Raw genomic sequence first — 23935 nt, 5'->3', positions numbered from 1 at the left:
TTCTATTTCCTTAACTGGTGTCACTGTTACTGGTACTTCCACTGTTACTATTTTACCATTTGGTAATTCCACAGTTACTTTAACTGGGTCTTTCTTACCTGGTGTTGTTAAGTCTGGAATATTTTCTACATTCGTTACTTTTCCACCTTTTGGAATTGTGATTCCTTTAGTGTAATCTTCTGGTGTTAATGGCGTCTTAGTTACTGGTGTTACGATTTCCTTAACTGGTGTTACATTTACTGGTACATCAACAGTAATAGTTTGACCATTAGGTAACTCGACTGTTACTTTAACTGGATCTTTCTTACCTGGTGTTGTTAAATCTGGTAGATTTTCAACATTTGTAACTTTTCCACCTTCTGGAAGAGTAATTCCTTTAGTGTAATCTTCTTGTGTTAATGGTGTCTTAGTTACTGGTGTTTCGATTGGAGTAGGTACTGCTTCTACAACATTTACTGTTACAGGGATTGTAGTTGTGTAAGTAGTATCATCACCAGGAATTTTGTATGTTACTGGTACGTTAACAGTTCCTGTATTTGTTCCTTTTTCAGCAGTTAATTTAGCTAGTACTTCTTCAGTTACATCACCAACAGTTACTGTTGCATCTTTTGGTAATTTATCTGTAAAGTCTTTTGCTTTAATTGCTTCATCAGCTTTTGCTTTTGCTAAGTCTTTTAGTTCTTTAGGAGTTGTTCCTTTAGCTACTGTCACATCACCTTTAGCTACTGGTAATACTGTTACTGGTACTGTTACTTTCTCAGGATCTTTAATTCCTTCGTAAGTTACTGGTACTTCTACTGTTACATCTGTAGCTCCTGCTTTCCCAGCTGTTTCTGGTAATGTTGTTGGTTCTCCAACTGTTCCACCTTGTCCTGGTGTTACTGCATCTTTAGCTTTTGTTGGTTTCTCACCTTCAAATACTACTACTGGTTTAGGTGTTGAGCCTACTACTGTTACTGGTACTTCTACTTCTTTAGTTCCAACAACATTTCCTTTATCATCAGTATATTCAACAACTACTGTTGCAGATTTTGGTTTACCTGTTTCAGTTACTTCAGATGTTGTTGGTGTAGTTCCCGCTTTTACTTCTTTAACTTTTACAGTTACACCTTCTGGAAGTTTATCTTTTGGTAATGCAGCTACTACTTCTTCAGCTTTAGCTTTAACTGCATCTTCTAAGTTTTCGCTTCCTTTAAGAACTGTTAGTCCTTCTGGTTTCACTAATGGTAATACTTTAACTACTGCAGGGACTTCTACAAGTTTGTCTTCACCATCTTTAGCTACTACTGTTACTTTTTTGTCTCCAGGTATTGTTGTATCAACTGGTTCTTTATAAGAGAATTTAGTTCCTTCTGGATATTGTTCAGGATCAATACTCTTCTCTGGATTAACATCTTTACTCGGATCATTTTCAAACACATATTGTGTCTTAGGATCTACTACCATTACTTTAGCTGGCACTTCAACAATTGCTTTTCCATCTAATTTAGCTACAACAACTACATCTTTTTCTCCTGATGTTGTTGTATCAACTGGTTCTTTATACTCAAATGTAGTTCCTGTTGGATATTCTTCTGGAGTAATGCTTTGTTTAACGTCTGGTTGTGGTTTCTTAGGATCCGCAACAACAAATTGTGGTGTACTATCTACTACACGTACTGTTGCTGGTACTTCTGCTAATACTTTATCACCTTGTTTTACTACTACCGTTACTTCTTTATCACCAATTGTTGTTGTATCTACTGGTTTTTTGTACTCATATGTAGCATCTTCTGGGAAATCATCAGAATCAACACTGTTTTTCGCATCTGGTTGAGCTTTAGATTCACTTACAGGCACGATTTGTGGAACTCCAGCAATAACATTTACAGTAATTTCAGCATCTTTTGTATATTCTACACCATCTACTACGTATGTTACTGGGACTTTAACTGTTCCCTGATTATCACCTTTATTTGCAGTGATTGTTGCTAATACTTCTTTAGTAATTTCTCCTACACCTTTAATTTGTGCATCTTTCGGTAATTGTGCTTTGAAATCAGCTGAATTTACTACTTCTTCTGCTTTTGCTTTTGTAACTTCTTTAAGTTTATCAACAGCAGTTCCTTTTGTAACTGTTACTTCATCTTTAGCAACTGGTAATACTGTTACTGGTACTTTAACCGTTTCTGTATCTTTAATTCCATCGTATGTTACTGGAACTGTTGCTTCTTTATTTCCTGCTTTAGCAGTAATATCATCAGCAATCACAGGTTCACCTTTTGTTCCGTCTGTACCTGCTGTTACAGCACCTTTCACATCATCTTTTGTAACTGTATCGCCTTCAAATACTACTAATTTCTTAGCTGTTGAACCTACTACTGTTACTGGTACTGTTACTTCTCTAGTAGCAACTACTTTACCATCTTTTACATACTCTACAACTGCTGTTGCTGGTGTTTGTTCTCCAGTTGTTGATGTTGCTGGTACTGTTCCTGCTTTAACTTCTTTAACTCTTACAGTTACACCATCTGGTAATTTACCAGTTGGAACTGCGTTAGCTGCCTCTACTGCTTTGGCTTTAACAGCTTCCTCTAAACCAGTACTATCTTTAAGAACTTTTACTCCTGTTGGTTCTACTTTTGGTAAAACTACAACATCTACTTTAGTTTCTACAGGAATTGTTTCAGTTTCTTTTGTATAATTTACTGTTGCTGGTACTTCTAGTGTTTGACCAGCCTTTTTAGCTGTTGTTGGAATATCTGCAATATCATTTTTAGTTGCAGTAAATCCATCTACTTCTGTAGGAACAACTTTTTCTTTTAATTGGTCATTCGTTACAGTTTCATCTTCTACAACATAAACTTTATCAGTTGGTTGATCTTTGATTGTAATTGTATAAGTTGTTGATGCTACTGCAGTATCAGCGCCTTTATTTGTTCCAGTTTCAGTATCATCATTTGCAGTAACGACATTACCATTACTATCTTTTACTTCTACTTTAACAGTGTACACACCTACTTCAGTAAGTTTAGCTGCTGAAGCTGCTTCTGCCGTAGCATATTCTGTTACTTTTCCTGAAGGAGAAGTTAATGTCACTTTTGTAACTGTTGTTTCTTTCTTAGGATCAGTTGTAGCATCGTCTTCAGTATCTTTAATTGTTACCGCAGCTGAAGCTTGTTTTACTAAGTCAACTGTTGCACCTTTTACTGTTGTGTAAGAAGTTGACGTAGCTGTTGGCGCATCGTTAAGAATAGAACCTAAATCTGTTTTTTCTGATTTACTTCCTTTAATTAAACCAGTGAACCCTGAAGTTGTTTCTACTTTCCAGAAATCGCCTTCTTTAGTTGCTTTTACTGTTGAACCATCTGAAGCTTTCCACTCTTTTGTAACAGCATCATACTCAACAACAGTTGTTGCACCTTGAGTATCCTCAGTATTTTGTCTTGGTACTACAGTCTTATCTCTTGTTACATCGTCTACACTTACTACTTCGTCTTGAGCATTATAAGTTCTTGTATAAGAATAAATGTAATAATTTACACTTCCATCTGTTTGTACTTCTGTATAAACTTGACGTTTTGTTAATGTGTAACCACCATCAGCTTTTGGAGTTTTCACTTCTTTATATGCAGCATCAAGTTCCCAGTGACCTGTGTCCTTACTTAATGTTGCAGTATGTTTCACTCCAGCTGCATCAGTTAATTCAATTTTATTTCTTAATAACGTAGCTTTTACATTTTCTGTAGTAGCTTTAGCTGTGATAGTATCAGTTGCTGCTGTCGCTGTATCTTCTTGTGATACTGGGATATTGATTTCATCTCCTAAATCCCCTAGTTCTGTTCCTACAGCTGCTTTTGTATTTGTAGTTCCTTCTGCAACAACCCATTTACCATTTTTCGCTACCAATTTAGTAACTTTCCCATTTGGTAATGTTACTTCTGCTGTAGAAGCACCTTCAGAAATTTCTACAGGAATTTTTGTAGAATAAGCATGTACATTTTTGACGCTAACAGTTGGTTTAACAACTACTGTGATATATTCTTGAACTTCATGCCCTGATTGAATCCAAGGTGTTTCACCTTTAGTTTTTGAATTATAATCTTTTGCGTAAACTCCTACTGTATAAACCCCAGCTTTTGTAGGTTTACCAGAAATTTTACCTTTACCATAGATTTTTTGATCCCCATTTTCATCTTCGACAGGTGTTCCATCTTTAGATAAATCATAAGTTAAACCTGGAATTGAAGTTCTACCTGGACCATCTGATGTAGTTGTTGGATTTCCTGCAAGTCCTGATATAGCTTGTCTGAAGTTTTGGTTAGGGATTTCTACTGTTCTTCCATCAGCAAGTTTGTAATTAACTTTTCTTCTTTTTCCTGAGAAGTTTGATCCAGCTTCATCACTGTATTTGATGTCAATATCTACATCTTTTCCTACTTCTGTTTCATAAGCATCTTTTGACACTTCAATTTTAGGTGGTTTAGTATCTTGCCATCCAATCCACCCTACACGTAGGTCAGCTAGTGTAACTTTTGCAGTTTGATTCGTTGTTTTATTTACTGCATCTACTGCTAAACGGAAGTCATATACACCATTTTGTACTGGAGCTACTACTCTACCTTGGATAGTATCTGTTTTTGCATCATAGATTAAACCTGGTGGTAAGTTTGTTGGCGTAATATTTGTTACTTCCCATCCTGCAGCTTTTGCAGCTTCTGTAAGAGCAATTCTTTGTTTAATATTTGGAATATAAACTCTGTCAACACCTTGTTCGTAACCTAATTTGTAGATTTCAGTAGCTAAGAATTCATATCCACCAGTGTTACCATATTGTTCACCCGCATTAGTTGAAACTTTACTTCCATCTGGTTTTAATTTACCATTCCAAAGCGGAGCTTCTGCTTCTAGCTTTTTAACATCCTCAGGAGATAATGGATAGTCCAGTCTTCCTTTTCTCATGTTACTACCGATGCCTGGAGGGTTACTTTCTTCTCCAACATGTTGATTAGATAAAATTTCTAATTCTAGAGTTGTTGGTGTTCCTCCTGTACCCTGAACGATAACGTTTGAAGCACTACCACCACCTACAGCAGTAACGTTATTAACATCTAGGTTACTAGGTTGAACTGTATTTTTCTTCAATCCTTCTTTAATTGCTTCAATTTGTGCTGTAGTTGGAGCTTCAAACGTAAGTTTTGATTTACCTGTGTTTGCAGCTGTTGGTACATTTGGCTGATTATCAGAACCAACTACATATGAACTCGCTCTAAATCCACTTTCACCTTGTCCAGGTATAGCTTGACCATTACGAGGATCTTGTTTTTTGTTTACTTTCTCTTCTTTAACTTCTGCCTTTGGTTTAGCGTCTGGAGTTTCTTTAGATTCTGCTTTAGCTTTTGGCATAGTTTCTAATACGAAAGCTCTGTTTTTTAGGGTTACAGTTGCTTTATCAACTTCACCTTGTGTAGCTGTTTCACTAGCTTCTAGAGCTTGTGCATTAGCTAATTCTGCTTTTCCTTCTTCAATTGCTGAAGCTGTTTTTTCTGTTACAGCTGCTTTTGCGATTGCATTTTGGACACGTGCGATTGCAGCACTTAGGTTAGCTTTGTTTGCTTTTGCTACTGTAGGTGCTGGTGTTTCTTCTTTAGCAGGCGTAGTAGCTGCTGTTTCACTTGCTGGTTCATTAGCATTATTTACAGCAGTATCATTGCTCGCTAAAGCATTACCTCCTCCTAAGAATGCAAAACCAGCAGCCACTAATACTGACGCTGTTCCAACATTGAATTTTTTAATCCCGTATTGATTAACTTTTTCAAGTTGTTTTTGTTCATTCATCTTTTTATTGTTTTTACTATACATTATAAACCTCCTTTTATATTTAAAGTTTATATATAGATTTAATTTACTGAATCTATATAATTTTGTGTTTTCTAAAATAATATAAAAAAAATAAAAAATACATTTTTGTATATAAAGTAACTTATGTAAACTACTGAATATAGGACTATATTATACTATACTTTTACTTTATTTACAATAAATAACATAATTTAAATAATAGATTTCCCATGAGATTATATAACAATTTTTTATATTTTTCTAATTCATTATTAAAATTCATTATTTGCTATTATAATACTACTATTTTAAACTTATAAATTAATAAACCCATATTAATTTATAAGTATTATATGTATTTATATTAATTATATGTGTTTATATAAATTACAATATATAATTATATAAAGTAGTTTATCATTATCCCTCTTAAAATTTTAATTTTTTCTATAATTGTTGAGAATATTTATCAATAGTTCTCTCATAAATACAAAAATAGACCCAAAACTAAGTTTCCTTAATTTTGGGTCTATTTATTTCTATACTAAAACTTTATCGTTTTCTTTTCTCTCTCTTGGAGATTGACGAACACTAGCCTCGATTTTCCCTTTTTTGTTTAATTCACGTACTTTTAATACTGCCCATAGTTGAGCTGCGATAAATAGTGATGAATATAAACCAAAGACTAATCCAATAAGTAATGCTACGTTGAATGAGTAGATTGAACTACTTCCTAATAACAACATAACTACTACTGTGATTATAACTGTTAATACAGTATTGATAGAACGAGTTAATGTTTGTCGTAACGATACGTCCACAAGTTTGTAAATTTGTTCTTTTGATGTTAATACTTTTTCATGACGCATATGTTCACGAATACGGTCGAATGTAACGATAGTATCGTTGATTGAGTAACCTACAATTGTTAATACAGCTGCGATGAATGTAATATCTATTTCTAATCGTAATAAGCTCGCGATGAAAATGATAATACAAACGTCATGTAGTAATGCGATAACACTTGTAAGTCCCATACGCCATTCGAATCTGAATGCTACATAGATAATAATACCTATAGATGCATACATTAATGCGAATAAAGCATTTTTAGCTAATTCTTTACCGATTACTGGAGATACAACACTTAGGTTAGCATCTTTTTCATATTTTTTAGCAAAGTATTCTTTTATTTCTATTGATTTTTCTTGTCCAAAGCTCTCTTTAGAGTGAATTGTCGCTTGTTTTTTATCTGGTGATAAAACTATTTTTTCATCTTTTACTTTTAGATTGTTTAAATCTTCTTGAACTTTATCTACTGATAGTTCAGTATTAGCAGCTACGTCTATACGAGTACCACTAGAGAAGTCAATTCCTAGATTTAGTTTATTCATTCCTAGAGAAATAGATCCTGCAATCATAATAGCAATACTTAATGCAAAGAATTTCTTCATGTGCTTAGTGAAGCTTAACCATTCAAATTTAGTACTTAAGTTAAGTGAATTTATACCAAACTTAGTTTCGTGAATACTCTTCTTGCTAACACCGAAGTATCCTGGGTGATTGTTAAAGATATTAGAGTTTACTAATAGACTAAGTAATAATCTAGTACCGAATACCGCAGTAATAAAGCTGACAAGTATTGATAGTAATAACATTGTCGCGAAACCTTTAACACTACTTGTACCAAAGATGAATAATACTACTGCAGCGATAACTGTTGTGAATTGCGAGTCAAAGATTGTCCATAATGATTGTTTAGCACCGTCTAAGTATGCTTTCTTCAATGGATATCCAGCACGTACTTCTTCTTTAATTCTTTCATACATGATGATATTAGCATCGACTGCCATACCAACCCCAAGAATTAATGCTGCAATACCAGGAAGTGTTAATACCCCTGAGATCATATTGAAGAATACGACAGTAATATACACGTAAGCAACCATCATTACGCTCGCTACGAATCCAGGAACTCGATAAATAACTAACATGAATAAACAGATAATTGCTAACGCGATAGCACCCGCATATACTGTTTGATGTAATGCATCAGCACCGAATTGAGCACCTACTGAGTTAGAATAGATTTCTGTTAATTTAACTGGTAAAGCACCTGAGTTTAATAAAGCTGCCATTTCTTTAGCTTCTTTAACAGTAAAGTTACCAGTTATTTGAACATCTTTAGAGTTAATAGTTTGCGCAACTTGTGGTGCAGAAACATATTTAGGTTTCTCTTTAGCCGCTTCAGCTTTAAATGAATCTCCTTCGTTGAAGTCCATCCAAATAACCATTAAGTTTTGTCCTTGACCTCTTTTACTAATCTCAGAAGTAATTTTACCGAATTTATCAGCATCTTTTAACTTCAAGTTAACATCTGGCTTGTTGTTTTGATCAAATCCTTGAGAAGCTCCATTTTCTTCTAAATCAGAACCATCTAACAGTACTTTATCTTCAATATCACGAATAGTTAAGTTCGCTTGCGTTGATAAAACTTTACGAGCTGATTCCTGATCTTTAACACCTGCAAGTTCAACACGAATTCTGTTTCCTGATTCAACAGTGATAACAGGTTCACTTACCCCAAGTATGTTAATACGTCTACTAATAGTGTCAGCAGTTGCTTTAACAGCTGCTTCATCTATAGTTTGACCTTCTTTAAGAGGTTCTACTTGGTATAGTACCTCAAATCCTCCTTGAAGATCCAGTCCAAGATTTACTTTTTCTGCATTAGTTTTAGATGTTAATCCTATTGAAGTAAGAATAATAACAACTAATGACAAGAAAGCAAGTATTCTACTGAACTTTTTCTTCTCATTTCTTCTTCCTCTCATGAAAGTTCTCCTTTATTTTATTTTTCATTGTACAATTTATAGTAATCAAATATAAAATTATTTATATGTAAATCGCTATATAGGTAATTAATACGCTACCTTCTAATTTATCAAATTTTCGCTAAGTTATCAAGTATTTATTTAATTTTTTTATAATAATCTTCTACATATTTAATAACAGAAAAATCATTATTATTTCCAATAACTTCGTTACACATTTCTTGAATTTCTTCTTTAGCATTATTTGGACAAACACTCCAGCCTGCTACATCGAACATTTCTTTATCATTAAAATTATCCCCAAATACTACACAATCTTCGATTGGAGAATTGTAATATTCAGCTAGTTTTTCAATTGCTGTTCCTTTATTACATCCTTTCGGCATAATATCGAAGAAATCAGTCGCTGAGAATGTACCATCTACTTCTAGAACTTTACTTACCTCATTAAAGAAATTAACTACTTTATCGTGATCTTTAGCAATCATCATGATTTTCTGACAATCTTCATTGTTTTTCTTAAGCTCTCCAATGATGTCTTCGTGAATATACATTGGCGTTTTTAGCTCTTCAGGCATATCCGCTTCAAGTTTCTTCATTCGAGCCATACTAAATGACAAGCGATCACAATAAATATAATTTAGTGTGTATACGTGAAATTCTATTTCATTATCATTTAGTTCTTTAAACATGCTATAAATCTTTTCAATTTCTTCTATCTTAAAACTCTTTTGATAAACTATTTCACCTGTTAATAGATTTCTAATTAAACTTCCATTATTAGAAATAACTACATCGTTCATCCCTAAGTTGTAATAATAATGTTTAACCGCAATATCAGGTCTTCCCGTGGCAATTATAAATTTACTTCCTTTATCTTGCAGTTTTACTATTACATCTTTCGCATTTGGTGCAACTTCTTTTTTATCATTTAAAAAAGTTCCATCCATATCAGTAATAAACCATTTCATTAGTTATTTTTCTCCTTTGTGAAAACTAAAAATTTACTAATAACATAATTAGCAACAAGTACTACGAATTGAATAATAAATTTACTTAAATAAGCATTCATTCCTAAGTAAATAAATAATTCTACTCCAAATACCTCTATAACAAGCGTAGATAATCTAGCTGTAAAGAATTTAGTAAGTTCATAAAATACTTTCTTAAATCCTGCAGCCTTTGAATTAAATACGTACTTAGCATTAACAAAATATGCAAATAAAATTGATAATGTTATAGATATTAAATTCGCTGGTCTAACTTCCATCCCATAATAATACAAAATAAAATATGTAACAACATTTACTAGCGTCGTACAAACTCCAAAGAATATGTAGTTAACTATACTTTTGTATTTAGGTTCTTTGTAAAGATCCAGCATTTTCTTTATTAAATTTCTCATGCTATCCTCTTTATATTAAAATTTTGCCAACACTTAATTATATACCTATAAGCAGTTTTTTTCAAATTTTTACATGTAAAACTATAATAACCATGTAACCTTTTTTTTTAACTAAAACATCTATATAATTAGAAAAATTAAAGAGCATCTCAAGAAATGATTGAGATACTCTTTTTTATTTTAAAGTTTACTAAATAGTTTCACATCTGGATATTTATCGCTGAACCAGTTCATCGCGAAATCATTTTCGAATAAGAATACATAGTTATCGTATAAGTCTTTAACTAAGATGCTTCTTGAACTTGACATATTCTCATTAATTGATTCTTCATTTTCAATCCAACGAGTAGTTTTTTGTCCAATACGCTCCATTATTACTTCAGTATTGTATTCATTTTTCATACGGTGCTCAAATACTTCAAATTGCAGTTGACCTACAGCTCCTAAGATAATTTGATTCGTATGTAATGTTTTATAGTATTGAATAGCTCCTTCTTGTACAAGTTGTTCAACACCTTTGTGGAAGTGTTTTTGTTTCAGTACGTTTTTCGCAGAAACTTTTACGAATATTTCTGGTGTGAATGAAGGAAGTGCTTCAAATTCAACTTTTTTATTTTGATAAAGTGTGTCACCGATTTGATAGTTTCCACTATCGTAAAGCCCTATAATATCTCCTGCATAGGCTACATCTACAGTAGCTTTATCATCTGCCATGAAGTTAGTTGAACGTGAAATTTTTATTTTTTTCCCTGTTCTTGCTAAGTTTACATCCATACCACGATTAAATTCACCTGAACATACACGTAAGAATGCGATTCTATCACGGTGTTTAGGGTCCATATTTGCTTGGATTTTGAAGATAAATCCTGAGAAGTCTTCTCCTGTTGGTTGAATATCTTCTTCATTTACTCCACGACGACCTTTTGGTGTTGGTGCATTATCCACATAATAGTTTAAGAAACTTTCTACACCAAATGATGATAATGCTGATCCGAAGAATACTGGAGTTTGTTCACCTTTTAGTTGTTTGTCATAGTCGTAGTCAACACCTGCTTCTGTAATAAGAATCATATCTTCTACACATTTTTGATACATAGTATCTTGAGCAAGTGGATTATCATCTACAATATTATACTCTTCGTCTAATTCTACGAAATCACTATCTTCTTTAAACGGTTCGATAAAATGATTTTTTCTATCCATAATACCGAAGAAGTTTTGTCCCATACCTACAGGAAGGTTCATCGGATATGTTTCAATTTCTAATTTTTCTTCAATTTCCTCTAGTAATTCTAATGGATCTTTAATCTCACGGTCAACTTTGTTGATAAATGTAAAGATTGGAATTCCACGCATACGACATACTTTGAATAGTTTTAATGTCTGAGCCTCAATCCCTTTAGCTCCGTCAATAACCATTACGGCACTATCTACTGCCATAAGTGTACGATATGTATCTTCTGAGAAATCTTCGTGCCCTGGTGTATCTAGGATATTGATAATTTTGTTATCATAGTCAAGTTGCATTACTGATGAAGTTACAGAGATACCACGCTGTTTCTCAATATCCATCCAGTCACTTTTTGCATATTTTCCTGTCTTTTTACCTTTTACTGTTCCTGCTTCACGAATAGCTCCACCGAATAATAGTAATTTCTCCGTTAATGTCGTTTTACCAGCATCGGGGTGAGAGATAATCGCAAATGTTCTTCTTTTTTCTACTTGTTCTCTAATTTTTTCTACCACGTTATTTTCCTTTCAATTTCTTATTTAATATTAAATTTCTTTTTCGCTTCTTCTACTGCAACGATTGGATCTGAGTGCCAAACTTTTTTACCGCCTTGAAGAATCTCATAATCTTCACGTCCTTTTGATGCTAATATCACCACATCTCCAGGTTCAGAAAGTTCAATTATTCGTTTAACAGCATCAGTTCTAAACCATACTTTTTCATAATTTTTATGAGTCATTCCTTTTTCAATTGATCCCATAAGAACTTCCACATCTTCATCACGAGGACTATCAGTTGTAATAACAACATAATCTGCTTCTGAGATAATTTCACCAATTAATGGTCCTTTAGAAATATCACGTCCACCACCCATTCCAGTTACAAGAAGAGTTCGTTTTCCTTTTCTCATCTCACGAGTTGCTTCTAATAATTTTTCATAGCCATCTGGAGTGTGTGCAAAGTCACTTATAATATCAATTGGGAGATCATCTCCTAGGATTTCCATACGACCGTATAGTGCTCCAAGTTTAGGTAAGATACTAACTAGTTGCTCAACACTATAACCTTTTATCCACACAGCAATAAGAGCAGCAAGGACATTACTTACCATAAAGTCTCCAATATAATTAGTAGTACATTCAAATGTTCCTTCTGGAGAATTTAGTGTAAAACTTGTTTTATAAACTTTATCTTCTTTAAATTGTTTTATATTATAAGCATAAAAATCTGCTTTTTCATCTACTATCGAGTAGTTTATTTCTTGTTGGTATAAACATTTTGAAATAACTTTATAATAACTGTCGTCTTTATTCAAAACTCCATATTTTGCTTCCGATAGATTATTTCCTAATGTAGAGAATAATAAACTCTTATCATAAGCATAAGTCTGCATATCTCCATGAAAATCTAAGTGTTCGTGTGTTAGATTAGTAAATATCGCAACATCGATATCTACGTTATAAATACGACCTAACGCCATCGCATGCGATGATGCTTCAAATGCTAAATTTTTTATATTTTCTCGACGTAATTCTCCTATTTGATTATGTAAAGTTACTACATCAGGAGTAGTGTTCCCGAAATAAACAGGTTCTGCATCATTTTTTCCGAAACCATTCGTTCCGATATAGGCACTGCTTTCTCCTAAAGTTCTCAACATATTATGTACCAATGTTGAGATACTTGTTTTACCATTTGTTCCAGTTACCGCAACAGTATGTACGTCAGAACCTTCATTAATTTTCTTAGCTATCATACTAGCAATTTTTTCAATTTCATGTTCTTTAATAACAATCACAGCACAGTTTTCTACGTTATAATTTTCATAACGGCTCGCAATTACTAATGCTGCCCCTTGTTCAATTACCTTTTCTATGTAATTATGTCCATCTACCGTATATCCCTTTATAGCGACAAATACATCCCCTTCGCCTACTTTTCTAGAATCTTGAGATATATTATTTACACTTTCTGGTAAATTTCCATAAATAGTTTTCACTTTTATATTATCAATAATATCTAATATATTCATACTATCTACCTTTTTCTTATTTTCTAACTACTAAATTATACCACGCATGATACTAATACTCAACCAACAACGGTAATAATTTTCCCTATACTTGGATTAATAATATTATTTGTAATAATTATTCTAAGATTTTTACCGAAGTTTAATTTTTCATTTAACTATATACTTCACTTGTGTTGCGAATTAATAAAAACTAGTGTAATATATATAAGAAATCATTATAAAAAGAAACTAAAAGGAGCTACAATGGAACACGAAATTATTTCAGAAATTTTGACTCATATAGCTAATAACAATATTAATAAAATAACTTTTTCTAATATTCGCAATAAAGAATTAGAACTTGATAAAGTTATTGGTAAATTAGTTAGTATTAAAGAAAGCATTAATCTACAGCTAGAATACAGATATAAAAGAATAATAAAACACACTAATATAGTTACTACTGATTCTTCGAATATTGAAAATACGATTAAAGACCTTTTCGAATTAGCAAAAGATATAAATGTAGTTACTGTGGATGAAAATATCAATATTAAAATTTCAAAGAAATTTAAAATAAGTGTAAATAGAAAGAAAACAGCTTCTAAAGCTATTTCATTTGAACATAATAAGAAAAAAGATTACTTCTTAGATGAAAAACAGAAATATCAATTTTTAATTGAGCTTGGAATTCAAAATAAAGACGGTAAGGTTATTAAAAGTAAATACAATAAATTTAAACAGATAAATAAATATCTTGAATTTATTAAACAAGCTACTACTCAATTAGATTCTAATAAACAGATTACAATTCTAGACTTTGGTAGTGGTAAAAGTTATCTAACATTTTCTACTTATTATTATTTAACTGAAGTTCTTAATATGAATGCGAAGATTATTGGAATAGATCTAAAAAAAGAAGTCATTGAACATTGTAACAATATAGCTGAAAAACTTAATTTCTCTAATCTTAGCTTTATATATGGTGATGTTATCGACTATGAAAATAAAGATGAGATAGATATGGTTATAAGTCTTCACGCATGTAACACTGCGACTGACATAGCTATTCTAAAAGCTCTTGGTTGGAATGCAAAAGTATTCTTCGCAGTTCCTTGTTGTCAAAAGGAAGTTAATGGTCAATTAAATGCCGATTTCCTTCCATTCATGTTAAAACATGGGATTGTGAAAGAAAAATTCTCTACACTTCTTACGGATTCTGTTCGTAGTGAAGTCTTAGAAGCATTCGGATATAAATCTGATATCGTTGAGTTTATCTCAGCTGAAAACACACCTAAAAATCAACTTATCCGAGCTTATAAAATGACAAATAATGTAGATAAAGATAAATTGTCTAATATAGAAAAATTCACTTCATCTTTAAATGTGAAGATGTTCTTACTAGATGAAGCAAAAAAATTAATATAAAAAAAGCATTGGCTCTTACTTACGAGCTAATGCTTTTTGTTATACTAAGAATTATAGTTCACTAAAATCGTAAACTTTACCTTTTTGTCTATTTGGTAATACAGCTGCAATTACTAAGCAAACTACTGCAGGTACTAACCATTCTAAACTTTGTGCTGCTAAAGGAAGTTTTGCAATTAAACTACTTAAAGCTGCTACTTTAAATGTGCTTCCTACTACAGAAAGAATAGAGATTAGTGTAACTACTGCCATTGTTAATTGCATTCCTAATTTAGATAACGCAACGTATTTGTTAACAATAACGATTAATACTAATGCAATTGTGATTGGGTATAAGAACAATAGCATTGGTACTGAGAATTGGATAACACTTTGTAACCCAACGTTTGCAATAGCAAATCCAACAGCTGTAAATAAAATTACATACTTTTCATATGATAATTGTGGGAATTTTTTGTTAAAGAATTCTGATGTTGCCACGATTAATCCTACTGTTGTAGTGAAACATGTAAGAATTACCATAATTCCTAAGAACATACTTCCAAAATTACCGAACAATTGACGAGCTGATTCAGATAGTACATATGCACCTTTGTTAACTTTTGCATTGGCAAGAACATCAGCAGGTACCGCAAATTTGTTACCTAATAATCCTAATCCAACGTATAAAATACTGAATCCAATACCTGTTGCAATACCAGCGATCCATACACTTGATAAAAATTCTTTTTTATCTTTAAAACCTAATTGTTTTAAAGCGCTCATCGCTATGATACAGAATGCTACAGCTGCAAGAGCATCAAGTGTATTGTATCCTTCAATAAATCCTGTTCCAAATGCTAAACCACTAGTAGCATAAGTTTTAGCAGCTTCTCCTGTTGAATTAAATTTAGAAACTCCTAAGATTACTAAAATTACGATTAATAAAGCAAAAATAGGCGTTAAAACTTTACCTACGCTATTTAAAATCTTTGTTGGATTTATCGCTAAAAAGAATGCACATGTAAAATAAACAATTGTAAAAATTAATAACCATGGTAAACTGCTTCCAGCTACAACTGGTGCTACCCCAATATCAAATGCTGTTGCTGCAGTTCTTGGAATCGCAAAAAGTGGTCCAATTGATAAATAAAGTAAAACTAAGTACGCTGTTGAGAATAATGGCGAAATCTTTTCATCCATCTCAGCTCCATAACCATTTGGATTAAGTGCTCCTACTATAAGTGTAACGATCGCTATACCTACTCCTGAAACAACAAATCCTAAAATTGCTGGCCAAAAGTTTCCACCTGCACTTACTCCTAGCGCTGGTGGAAAGATTAAGTTACCAGCACCAAAAAAGATACCAAATAATAACAATCCGGTTAATAAACCTTTTTTCATATATATATTATTTCCTTTCTTAATTTATAATAGTATTATTATAATACTATACCTTTTAAAAAAAGGCAAACACTTTTTCAAAAATAATATAGCGTTTTCAGATAACAACACAAATAAATGCGAAAACGGATTCGAAAAACTTTTTTCGAATCCGTTTTTTTAAACATGTAACCAAAGTAATTGAATTACAAATAATATTGCGAATAGATACATTAATGGATGAATATCTTTCCATTGTTTTTTAGATAATTTTAATACTACATAGAAGATAAATCCAAATGCGATACCATCATTAATTGAACCTGTAAGTGGAATACCTACAATTGTTACAAATGCTGGGAATGCTTCTGTTATATCAGACCAGTCGATCTTAGCAATACTTTCCATCATGAATGAACCAATTATAATTAATGCTGGTGATGTAATCGCTGGCACTGAAGCTAAGCTACTTGCAAGTGGGAACAAGAAAATTGAGATTACAACTAAGAAACTTGTTGTTAAAGCTGTAAGTCCTGTACGTCCCCCGTTAGCAACCCCTGCAGAAGATTCAATATAAGCTGACGTTGGTGTAGTTCCAAATAATGATCCTGCTAATGAAGCAAATGAGTCAGCTAATAAAGCTTCTTTTGCTCTTTCCATTTTTCCATTTTTAACTAATCCTGCTTGCGTAGTTACGGCAACCATTGTACCTGTCGTATCAAATAATGTTACCATTAAGAATGTGAATACTATTCCGTATAATCCTAATTGTAAGGCATTAACACTTTCACTAACTGGATTGTATAATAAACTTAAATCCATATGAGGAATACCAAACACTTTTTCAACTTTTAACATTCCTGTAAAGTATGAAATAATAGCAACTACTGCCATTCCTATAAAAATAGCTCCTTTTACTTCTAAAGCTAATAAAACAAGGATAATAAAGATACCTAAGATTGTCATATAAGCAACTGGATTTTTTAAATCCCCTAGTGAAAGGATTGTATGTGGGTTTGCAACAATAAGAGCAGAGTTTTTTAGTCCTAAGAAGGCAATAAATAAACCAATTGCTGCTGAAATACCATATCTTAAGTTATTAGGAATTGAATCAATTAAACTCTCACGGAATTTTGTTGCTGATAGTATAACAAAAATAACTGCTCCTAAAAAACAAGTTGCTAATAAAGTTTTATAATTATAACCTGATGTTGCAGCTAGTGTTGCAAAATATGAGTTTATACCCATACCAGGTGCAACTACTATTGGATAGTTCGCTGCTAATGCCATAATTAAAGTACCAACTAAAATCGCGATTATTGTCGCTGTAAATACTCTATCTAACGGGATACCTGCTGCTGATAATACAGCTGGATTTACTACTAAAATATAACTCATAGAGAAAAATGTAATTAAACCAGAAACTACTTCCGTTCTAGTATTAGTATTATTCTCTTTTAATTTAAAAAGACGTTCTAACATAAATAGAAAATTCTCCTTAGTTTTTATTAATGCCGAAGCACATAAATAATAATAAATCTTTTAAAAATAAAAGTCAAGAGTTTTTTTATCAGAAAGTTCATATTTTATTGTTTTTTCTATACTTACATCCTTCTAACTAACGGAATTATCCTTTTAAATATCTCTGTTTTAATTTGTTTACATAAAGATAACTGATTAAATCCGAACTTTAAACTTTTATGTTTTCTTAATAATTCGAATTTAAATAGATAAAAATTCTTTAAACACTATACTTTAAGAAGTATTACTATGTCTAAAGAACTTAATTTTTATTCTTCACTGTCAGGAATAACTCCCATTAATTTCAATAATTTACCACATTCAAAAAGCATCTGTAAAGCATATAATACAAAAAACAGATACATCATTTTTGTAATAGGAAAATCATTATAATCAAAGAAGAAAAATTTAAGAAATATTACAAATAATAGTGAAACAGAAGATATCCTAAAATGTTTTTCTCCTGATACTTTAACTTTTAAAAAAATAATAACTATAGGAATTAAACTTAATCTTGCAAAACTTTCTAACTCTGTCATAATTTCTCCTCCTTTAAAATAATTATCCTTTGTACTTTAGAACAACTATATTTACTCTTATTATAGCACATAGTTAACATGAGATAAAACGTTATCATCTTTTTAAATACTGATTTTATCTAATTTAATCTATAAAAATATCACTAAGAAATTCTCATAATTCCTTAGTGATATTTACTATATTATAATATTTTTGAGAAGAATTCTTTGGTTCTTTCTTCTTTAGGATTATCAAATATTTCTGATGGTGTTCCTTGTTCTAAAACTACTCCACCATCCATGAATATTACTTTATCCGCAACTTCTTTTGCGAAGTTCATTTCGTGAGTAACTATTAACATAGTTAATCCCTCTTCTGAGAGCTCTTTGATTACGTCTAGTACTTCTTTTACCATCTCTGGATCAAGGGCACTAGTTGGTTCATCAAATAGCAATACTTCTGGTGAGTTAGCTAAGGCACGTGCTATTGCAACACGTTGTTTTTGACCACCTGAAAGACTATTTGGATAAACATCCTTTTTATCTTCAAGTCCAACTCTCTTTAATAACTCAACTGCTTTTTTCTCTATATTTTCAGCAGTATCATCTCCAAATGTTTTTGGAGCAAGTGTAATATTTTCTAATACACTCATATTCGGGAATAGGTTAAAGTTTTGGAATACCATTCCCACTTTTTTTCTATATTTATTAATATTTTGTTTTGTAATATCTTCGCCGTTGTATAAGATTTGTCCACTTGTAGGTGTTTCTAGTAAGTTCACACAACGTAACGCCGTACTCTTACCACTACCACTTGAACCTAGAATTACGATTTTCTCCCCTTTTTCAACACTGATGTTTACACCTTTTAATACTTCTAATTTCCCGAATTTCTTATGTAAATCTTTTATTTCTAATAACAATTTCTTCACCTACTTCGTTAATTTTTTCTCTAAACGTTTTACCAATAGCGATAATATTGATGTAATTATAAAATATATTGCAGCAGCTACTAAGTATGGTCCAAATGTTTGGTAAGTAGCATTTTTTACTGTGTTTGCTGTAAACATGATATCTGCTACCCCTACAAAGTAAACTATTGAAGATTCTTTTACTAATGAAATAAACTCATTACCTAAAGCTGGTAAGCTATTTTTTAGAGCTTGTGGTAAAATGATTAATTTCATAGTTTGGAAGTAACTAAGTCCTAAAGAACGGCCTGCTTCCATTTGACCTTTATCAATTGCTAAAATTCCTGAACGGAATATTTCACTAACATATGCTCCAGAGTTAATTGAAAGAGCAATTATCGCTGACATAAATGGTGTGAATGAAATACCAATTTCAGGTAGTGCAAAGTAGATAATCATAATTTGTACTAGTATTGGTGTATTTCTAATTATTTCTACATATACTGCTGCTATTACATTAAGCACTTTAAAAGTACTAATTTTTGCTAAACATACTACAATTCCAAGTATTAATCCTACTAGTAAAGCTATAAGTGAAACTTTTAAAGTTGTTACCGTAGCTTCTAAATACGCTGTGTAATAATTTGGAAGAAAATCAAACATTCTATTTTATACCTCTCTTTTATTCGCTCTGTGCAGCAACTTTAGCATATTTATCAAGTTCTTTTTCAAATGCTTTTTGATCTTGAATTTCTTTAATTACTGCGTTAACTTGTTCTAATAATTCTTTATTACTATTATCTTTTCCTTTTTTGAAAGCTATTGCCATACCTGTTGCTTCTGGATCATTTTCTGCAGTAAATGCACTAATTTTAATATCAGTATATTTGTTCATTGCGATTTTTGCAACATCGTCTGGAATTAATACTACATCAATTTTTTTGTTTTTAAGATCTTGTAATAAGCTTGGTACGTCAGTTAAAGCTTGGATATTTTTATCATCCATTTTAAGTTGTTCTTTAGCATAAGTTTCATAAGTTGAACCTTTTTGAACACCGATTTTTTTATTTTTAAGATCAGCTACTGATTTGATTTCTTCACTATCTTTATTTACTACGAAAATACCTTTGCTTGTGTAATAAACATCTGAGAAATCAACTGCTTTTTTTCTTTCCTCTGTTGGGTTAACTCCAGAGATTACCATGTCAACTTTATTGGCATTTAATGCTGCAATTAATGAATCGAATGCCATTTGTTGAATTTCAACTTGAACACCTAATTTCTTAGCAACTTGCTCTGCTAAATATATATCAGCACCAACAACTTTTTTATTACCATTTTCTGTTGTTAAAAACTCATATGGAGGATAGTCTGGAGAAACACCTAGTACTATTTTATTTTTCTCTTTAACTTCTTGTAACTTGTTTTTTGTGTTGCTGCTTGAGCATGCTGTTAATGTAACTACTGTAATAATTGATGTAATGAATAATAATAATTTTTTCATTGTCTTGTCTCCTTTTTTCTTTATTATATTATATAACGATAGAAAAGAACAAATTATAAATAAAAAAACTCCTTGTAACTAGTTATCCTAGCTACAAAGAGACGAATTTTCGCGGTGCCACTCTTTTTGATATACTAAATCTAAGAAACATACAGTCCATGGTCTGTATATAGAGGCCCGATATAAATAAAAAAGTCTTTTTATAATTTCCTAAGAAACTATAAAAAGACGAAATCAATTCCGCGTTGCCACTTTTCTTGGTATTTAGTATACCCACTCAATCTCTTTAAGGCAGAGTTACCAATTATTTAATAATTGCCTAAAAAGTGCGTTCATCTAGAAAAATTACTAACCTCACACCAACGTTAGCTCGCTAAAAATTTTTTACCAAATTACTATTCTTTTCTAAGGTTTTGTTTTATTGTTAATTATTTTACACCTTTAGTATTTTCTTGTCAAGTGAAAATTTATATTTTTTAAATTTTTTTCCAAGAAAAGACCCAATTAATATTGAGTCCTTTCTTTAAAACTATTTGTTTAATAAGTTATACAATGTTTTAACATGTACTCCTGTAGCACCTTTTGGAAGGTATTTTTCGGCTTTTGATAGGTATGCAGTTCCAGCTATATCTAAGTGCACCCATGGAACATCATTTGCTACGAAGTTTTCGATGAATAATCCAGCAGTAATAGTTCCACCAAGTCTTCCACCTGTATTTTTCACATCGGCAACAGAAGATTTATTTAATTCTCTGAAGCTATCATCAGCTGGCATTTGCCATACTCTTTCTCCCGCTTCCTTAGCAGCTTTACTTAGCTCGTTATAAAATTCTTGGTTATTTGTTACTGCTCCTGTATAGAATTCTGCTAACGCTACTAAACATGCCCCTGTTAATGTAGCTAAGTCAATAACTTTACTAACTTTTAATTTTTCAGTTGCATAGTACACTGAGTCAGCTAATGTTATACGTCCTTCTGCATCTGTATTTAGCACTTCTACTGTTTTGCCTGATAATGTTGAAATTATATCACCCGGTTTATATGATCCACCTGCAATCATATTTTCACAAGCTCCAACAATTGCAATTACATTAGTTTTTAGTTTTCTAGTCGCAACCAGTTTCATTGTTCCAATTACAGTTCCAGCACCTCCCATATCACAGTGCATAATATCCATGCTATTAGCTGTTTGTTTAATTGAGTAACCTCCTGTATCGTAAGTTACACCTTTACCTACTAATCCAATTACTTCACTGTCTTCTGGATTATTTAAATATTTCATTACGATAAATCTAGGTTTTCTATCTGATGCACGTCCTACCGCTAATAGACCTTTCAATCCAAGCTCTTCACATTGTTTTTCATCATATACTTCTACTTCAACACCTAATGCAGATAATTCTTTACTAGCGATATTAGCAAGAGTCTCAGGGTATAAATATTCAGCTCTTTCATTTACCAAATCACGTGAGAAGAATACTCCACTCATAATATCACGAGCTTCATTTATTACCTCTTCTAAATTATCTAATTTCTCTTCTGTCGATATATTTATTGTAATCTCTGGAAGTTCTTTTCTATCTGATTTATACTTATCAAATTTATATGTTGCATGTAATGCACCTTCAACTGCAGCATTTACTAGTTTTTCAGTTGGTACGCTGTCAACTTTTGGTAAAGTTACATAAACTTCGTATTCCTTATTACTTATTAAAGATTTCGCTAATTTGAAGAATACTTCTCGTACTTTATCTTCTACTAGATCTTCTTTTTTCCCAAATCCTAAAAGTATTTCCTTCTCTCCATCGAATGGAAGATTAGCATATACTTCATTAAGTTTTCCAGAGAATAATTCTCTTTCTTTCGTATATTCTAATAACTTACTTTCGTATGCTTCATTTTCAAATATTGGTGTTACTTTTACACCTGCTTGATTATTAGTTAAAAATTTCATAATTTTCACCTCGTACTTTGTACGTCCCTTCTTATCTTATATTTTCTAAAATTTGTTTAGCTACTTCCTTAGCTTCCAATACTGTATTTTCAAGAGTCGTACCTTTTTTGGACTTCCCTATAATAAATACATTTGGATATTCTTTTTTCATATAATCATTAAACTGGTTTATATTTTTATTATAGTTCTTACAACGGAATCTATAGTTGTCTTTAATCTTACTGACATAAAATCTACTTAGTTTTCCTACTGAACCATGAACTTTTCTAAGTTCACTTTCTATTATTTCTTTGATTTCATTATCGTCTTTATCCATCAATTTACTAACCGCTTCTTGCCTATCAATATAGGCTCGTACGATTTGTATTCCACTCATTTTAATATCAATCCACTTATTACTTACATATTCTAATTTTGTTACATATTCACTGTCGTCTTTTGGAAAAATTATTTCTCCAATTTCACGATTAATATGCAACTCATCTCTTTTGTAAACTAGAGTTACAACAATATTAGATACATACTTCATACTTGAATAAAATTCATTTATTTTTTCATCACCATTAAATAATGGTAAGAAGTTCTTTTGATTCAATGTAAGTATTACATAGTCATAATAATAGATACTACCATTTGAATGTACTAAATACTTATCACCTTTTTTTTCTATTTTTTCAACTTTACGATTTAACTCTAAAAATACTTTATCAGAAAAATTAGACTCAAGAGTTTCTATAAAGGATTTTAAGGTGAACTTTAATCTATACTCAGAACCAACTGTTATATTATCAATAACATTTCTATCAAACATTTCCTCCAATATCTTATTGATATCTTCTTTTTGAATTGTTAAAAATGATAGTTCCGGCATTAAACTTACCATACTTTGCTTAGAAATATCACTCGCATAATGGCTTGTCAGTAAAGGCTCAATTAGCTTATCATAAATTTTTTCATTAATTATCGCTCTAAAAAATTCTTCCACTGTTAATTCATTAATATCTTCATCTTCTAAAGTATTATACATATTATATAAAATAGATAATTTTTCTTTGAAAGTAAATAAGTCAGACATTAATAACTCTCTTTTATCTAAAGGTACACCATAAAGCATTTTTTCCGGTAGATATTTAATACCTTCTTTTGTGAAAAATACCTTCTTCGTACTACCACTTTTTATTAGATATCTATGCAGACCAAGTTCTATCATTAGATAAAATAGTACACCTTGTTCACTAATTGAATTATGCCAACCATTATCATAAATTTCTTGACCGAATTGAAACTTTCCAAACCTATCATTTGCAAACTCAAACTCTCTCTCAATTAAATCAATATTAAACTTTTTTGAATTTACTCCTGAAAACTTATCAAGAAAATAAGCACAGCTTACTCCTGACAAGTCCCCTCCTATTATCGCTATATTTTTCATG

Annotated in this window: 15 protein-coding genes and 1 other annotated feature; of the genes, 1 reads left to right on the top strand and 14 read right to left on the bottom strand. The window is 31.5% G+C overall.

Features of this window, described 5'->3' with window-relative positions:
• From O3801_RS06915 to O3801_RS06890, 6 genes are all read right to left on the bottom strand, one after another.
• Positions 1–5841 (bottom strand): Rib/alpha-like domain-containing protein (locus tag O3801_RS06915; protein ID WP_371454493.1); only part of this gene is annotated, 5841 nt, incomplete at its 3' end.
• Positions 5842–6359: 518 nt separating this feature from the next.
• Positions 6360–8654: a protein translocase subunit SecD gene (secD, locus tag O3801_RS06910; RefSeq protein WP_371454492.1), complete on the bottom strand. Its 2295-nt coding sequence runs from the start codon at positions 8652–8654 to the stop codon at positions 6360–6362.
• Between the two features lie 137 nt (positions 8655–8791).
• Positions 8792–9625, bottom strand: a complete 834-nt coding sequence (locus O3801_RS06905; RefSeq protein WP_371454491.1) for a Cof-type HAD-IIB family hydrolase — start codon at positions 9623–9625, stop codon at positions 8792–8794.
• Positions 9625–10059 carry a GtrA family protein gene (locus O3801_RS06900; protein WP_294682344.1) on the bottom strand — a complete coding sequence of 145 codons (435 nt, stop codon included), beginning with the start codon at positions 10057–10059 and terminating at the stop codon, positions 9625–9627. The genes O3801_RS06905 and O3801_RS06900 overlap by 1 nt, the downstream gene beginning before the upstream one ends.
• A 180-nt stretch (positions 10060–10239) precedes the next feature.
• Positions 10240–11793, bottom strand: coding sequence for a peptide chain release factor 3 (locus O3801_RS06895; RefSeq protein WP_371454494.1), 1554 nt, complete (start codon positions 11791–11793; stop codon positions 10240–10242).
• A gap of 32 nt (positions 11794–11825) precedes the next feature.
• Positions 11826–13322 carry a UDP-N-acetylmuramoyl-L-alanyl-D-glutamate--2,6-diaminopimelate ligase gene (locus O3801_RS06890; RefSeq protein WP_294682347.1) on the bottom strand — a complete coding sequence of 499 codons (1497 nt, stop codon included), beginning with the start codon at positions 13320–13322 and terminating at the stop codon, positions 11826–11828.
• Positions 13323–13568: 246 nt separating this feature from the next.
• On the opposite strand from O3801_RS06890, the gene O3801_RS06885 reads away from it, so the two are divergent.
• The gene (locus O3801_RS06885) at positions 13569–14732 is read left to right on the top strand and encodes a class I SAM-dependent methyltransferase (protein WP_294682349.1); all 1164 of its coding nucleotides are present in this window, start codon (positions 13569–13571) and stop codon (positions 14730–14732) included.
• 51 nt (positions 14733–14783) lie between these two features.
• Here O3801_RS06885 and brnQ read toward each other — a convergent pair whose 3' ends face one another.
• The 8 genes from brnQ to O3801_RS06845 all read right to left on the bottom strand — a co-directional run bounded on the left by brnQ (position 14784) and on the right by O3801_RS06845 (position 23934).
• Entirely contained in the window at positions 14784–16115 is a 1332-nt protein-coding gene (brnQ, locus tag O3801_RS06880; RefSeq protein ID WP_294682351.1) for a branched-chain amino acid transport system II carrier protein, read from the bottom strand.
• A 159-nt stretch (positions 16116–16274) separates the two neighbouring features.
• Complete coding sequence (locus O3801_RS06875; protein ID WP_371454490.1) at positions 16275–17576, bottom strand: NCS2 family permease; 1302 nt, start codon at positions 17574–17576, stop codon at positions 16275–16277.
• Positions 17577–17884: 308 nt separating this feature from the next.
• Positions 17885–18154, bottom strand: a complete 270-nt coding sequence (locus O3801_RS06870; protein WP_294682354.1) for a hypothetical protein — start codon at positions 18152–18154, stop codon at positions 17885–17887.
• 182 nt (positions 18155–18336) lie between these two features.
• The gene (locus O3801_RS06865; protein ID WP_294682356.1) at positions 18337–19056 is read right to left on the bottom strand and encodes an amino acid ABC transporter ATP-binding protein; all 720 of its coding nucleotides are present in this window, start codon (positions 19054–19056) and stop codon (positions 18337–18339) included.
• Between the two features lie 9 nt (positions 19057–19065).
• A complete protein-coding gene (locus tag O3801_RS06860) occupies positions 19066–19707 on the bottom strand; it encodes an amino acid ABC transporter permease (RefSeq protein WP_294682357.1) in 642 nt (213 codons plus the stop codon).
• Positions 19708–19726: 19 nt separating this feature from the next.
• Positions 19727–20548, bottom strand: a complete 822-nt coding sequence (locus O3801_RS06855; RefSeq protein WP_294682359.1) for a transporter substrate-binding domain-containing protein — start codon at positions 20546–20548, stop codon at positions 19727–19729.
• Between the two features lie 221 nt (positions 20549–20769).
• Positions 20770–20965: a binding site (T-box leader), on the bottom strand.
• Between the two features lie 112 nt (positions 20966–21077).
• Positions 21078–22502 (bottom strand): leucyl aminopeptidase, encoded by a 1425-nt coding sequence (locus O3801_RS06850; RefSeq protein WP_371454489.1) that lies wholly within the window; start codon positions 22500–22502, stop codon positions 21078–21080.
• 31 nt (positions 22503–22533) lie between these two features.
• Complete coding sequence (locus O3801_RS06845) at positions 22534–23934, bottom strand: protoporphyrinogen/coproporphyrinogen oxidase (protein ID WP_371454488.1); 1401 nt, start codon at positions 23932–23934, stop codon at positions 22534–22536.
• Position 23935: the final 1 nt, after the last annotated feature.

Source organism: Gemella sp. 27098_8_149 (assembly GCF_041433745.1).
Classification (GTDB): domain Bacteria; phylum Bacillota; class Bacilli; order Staphylococcales; family Gemellaceae; genus Gemella.
Note: the sequence above shows the minus strand (reverse complement) of the source record. Positions and strands in the feature narration are given on the sequence as shown.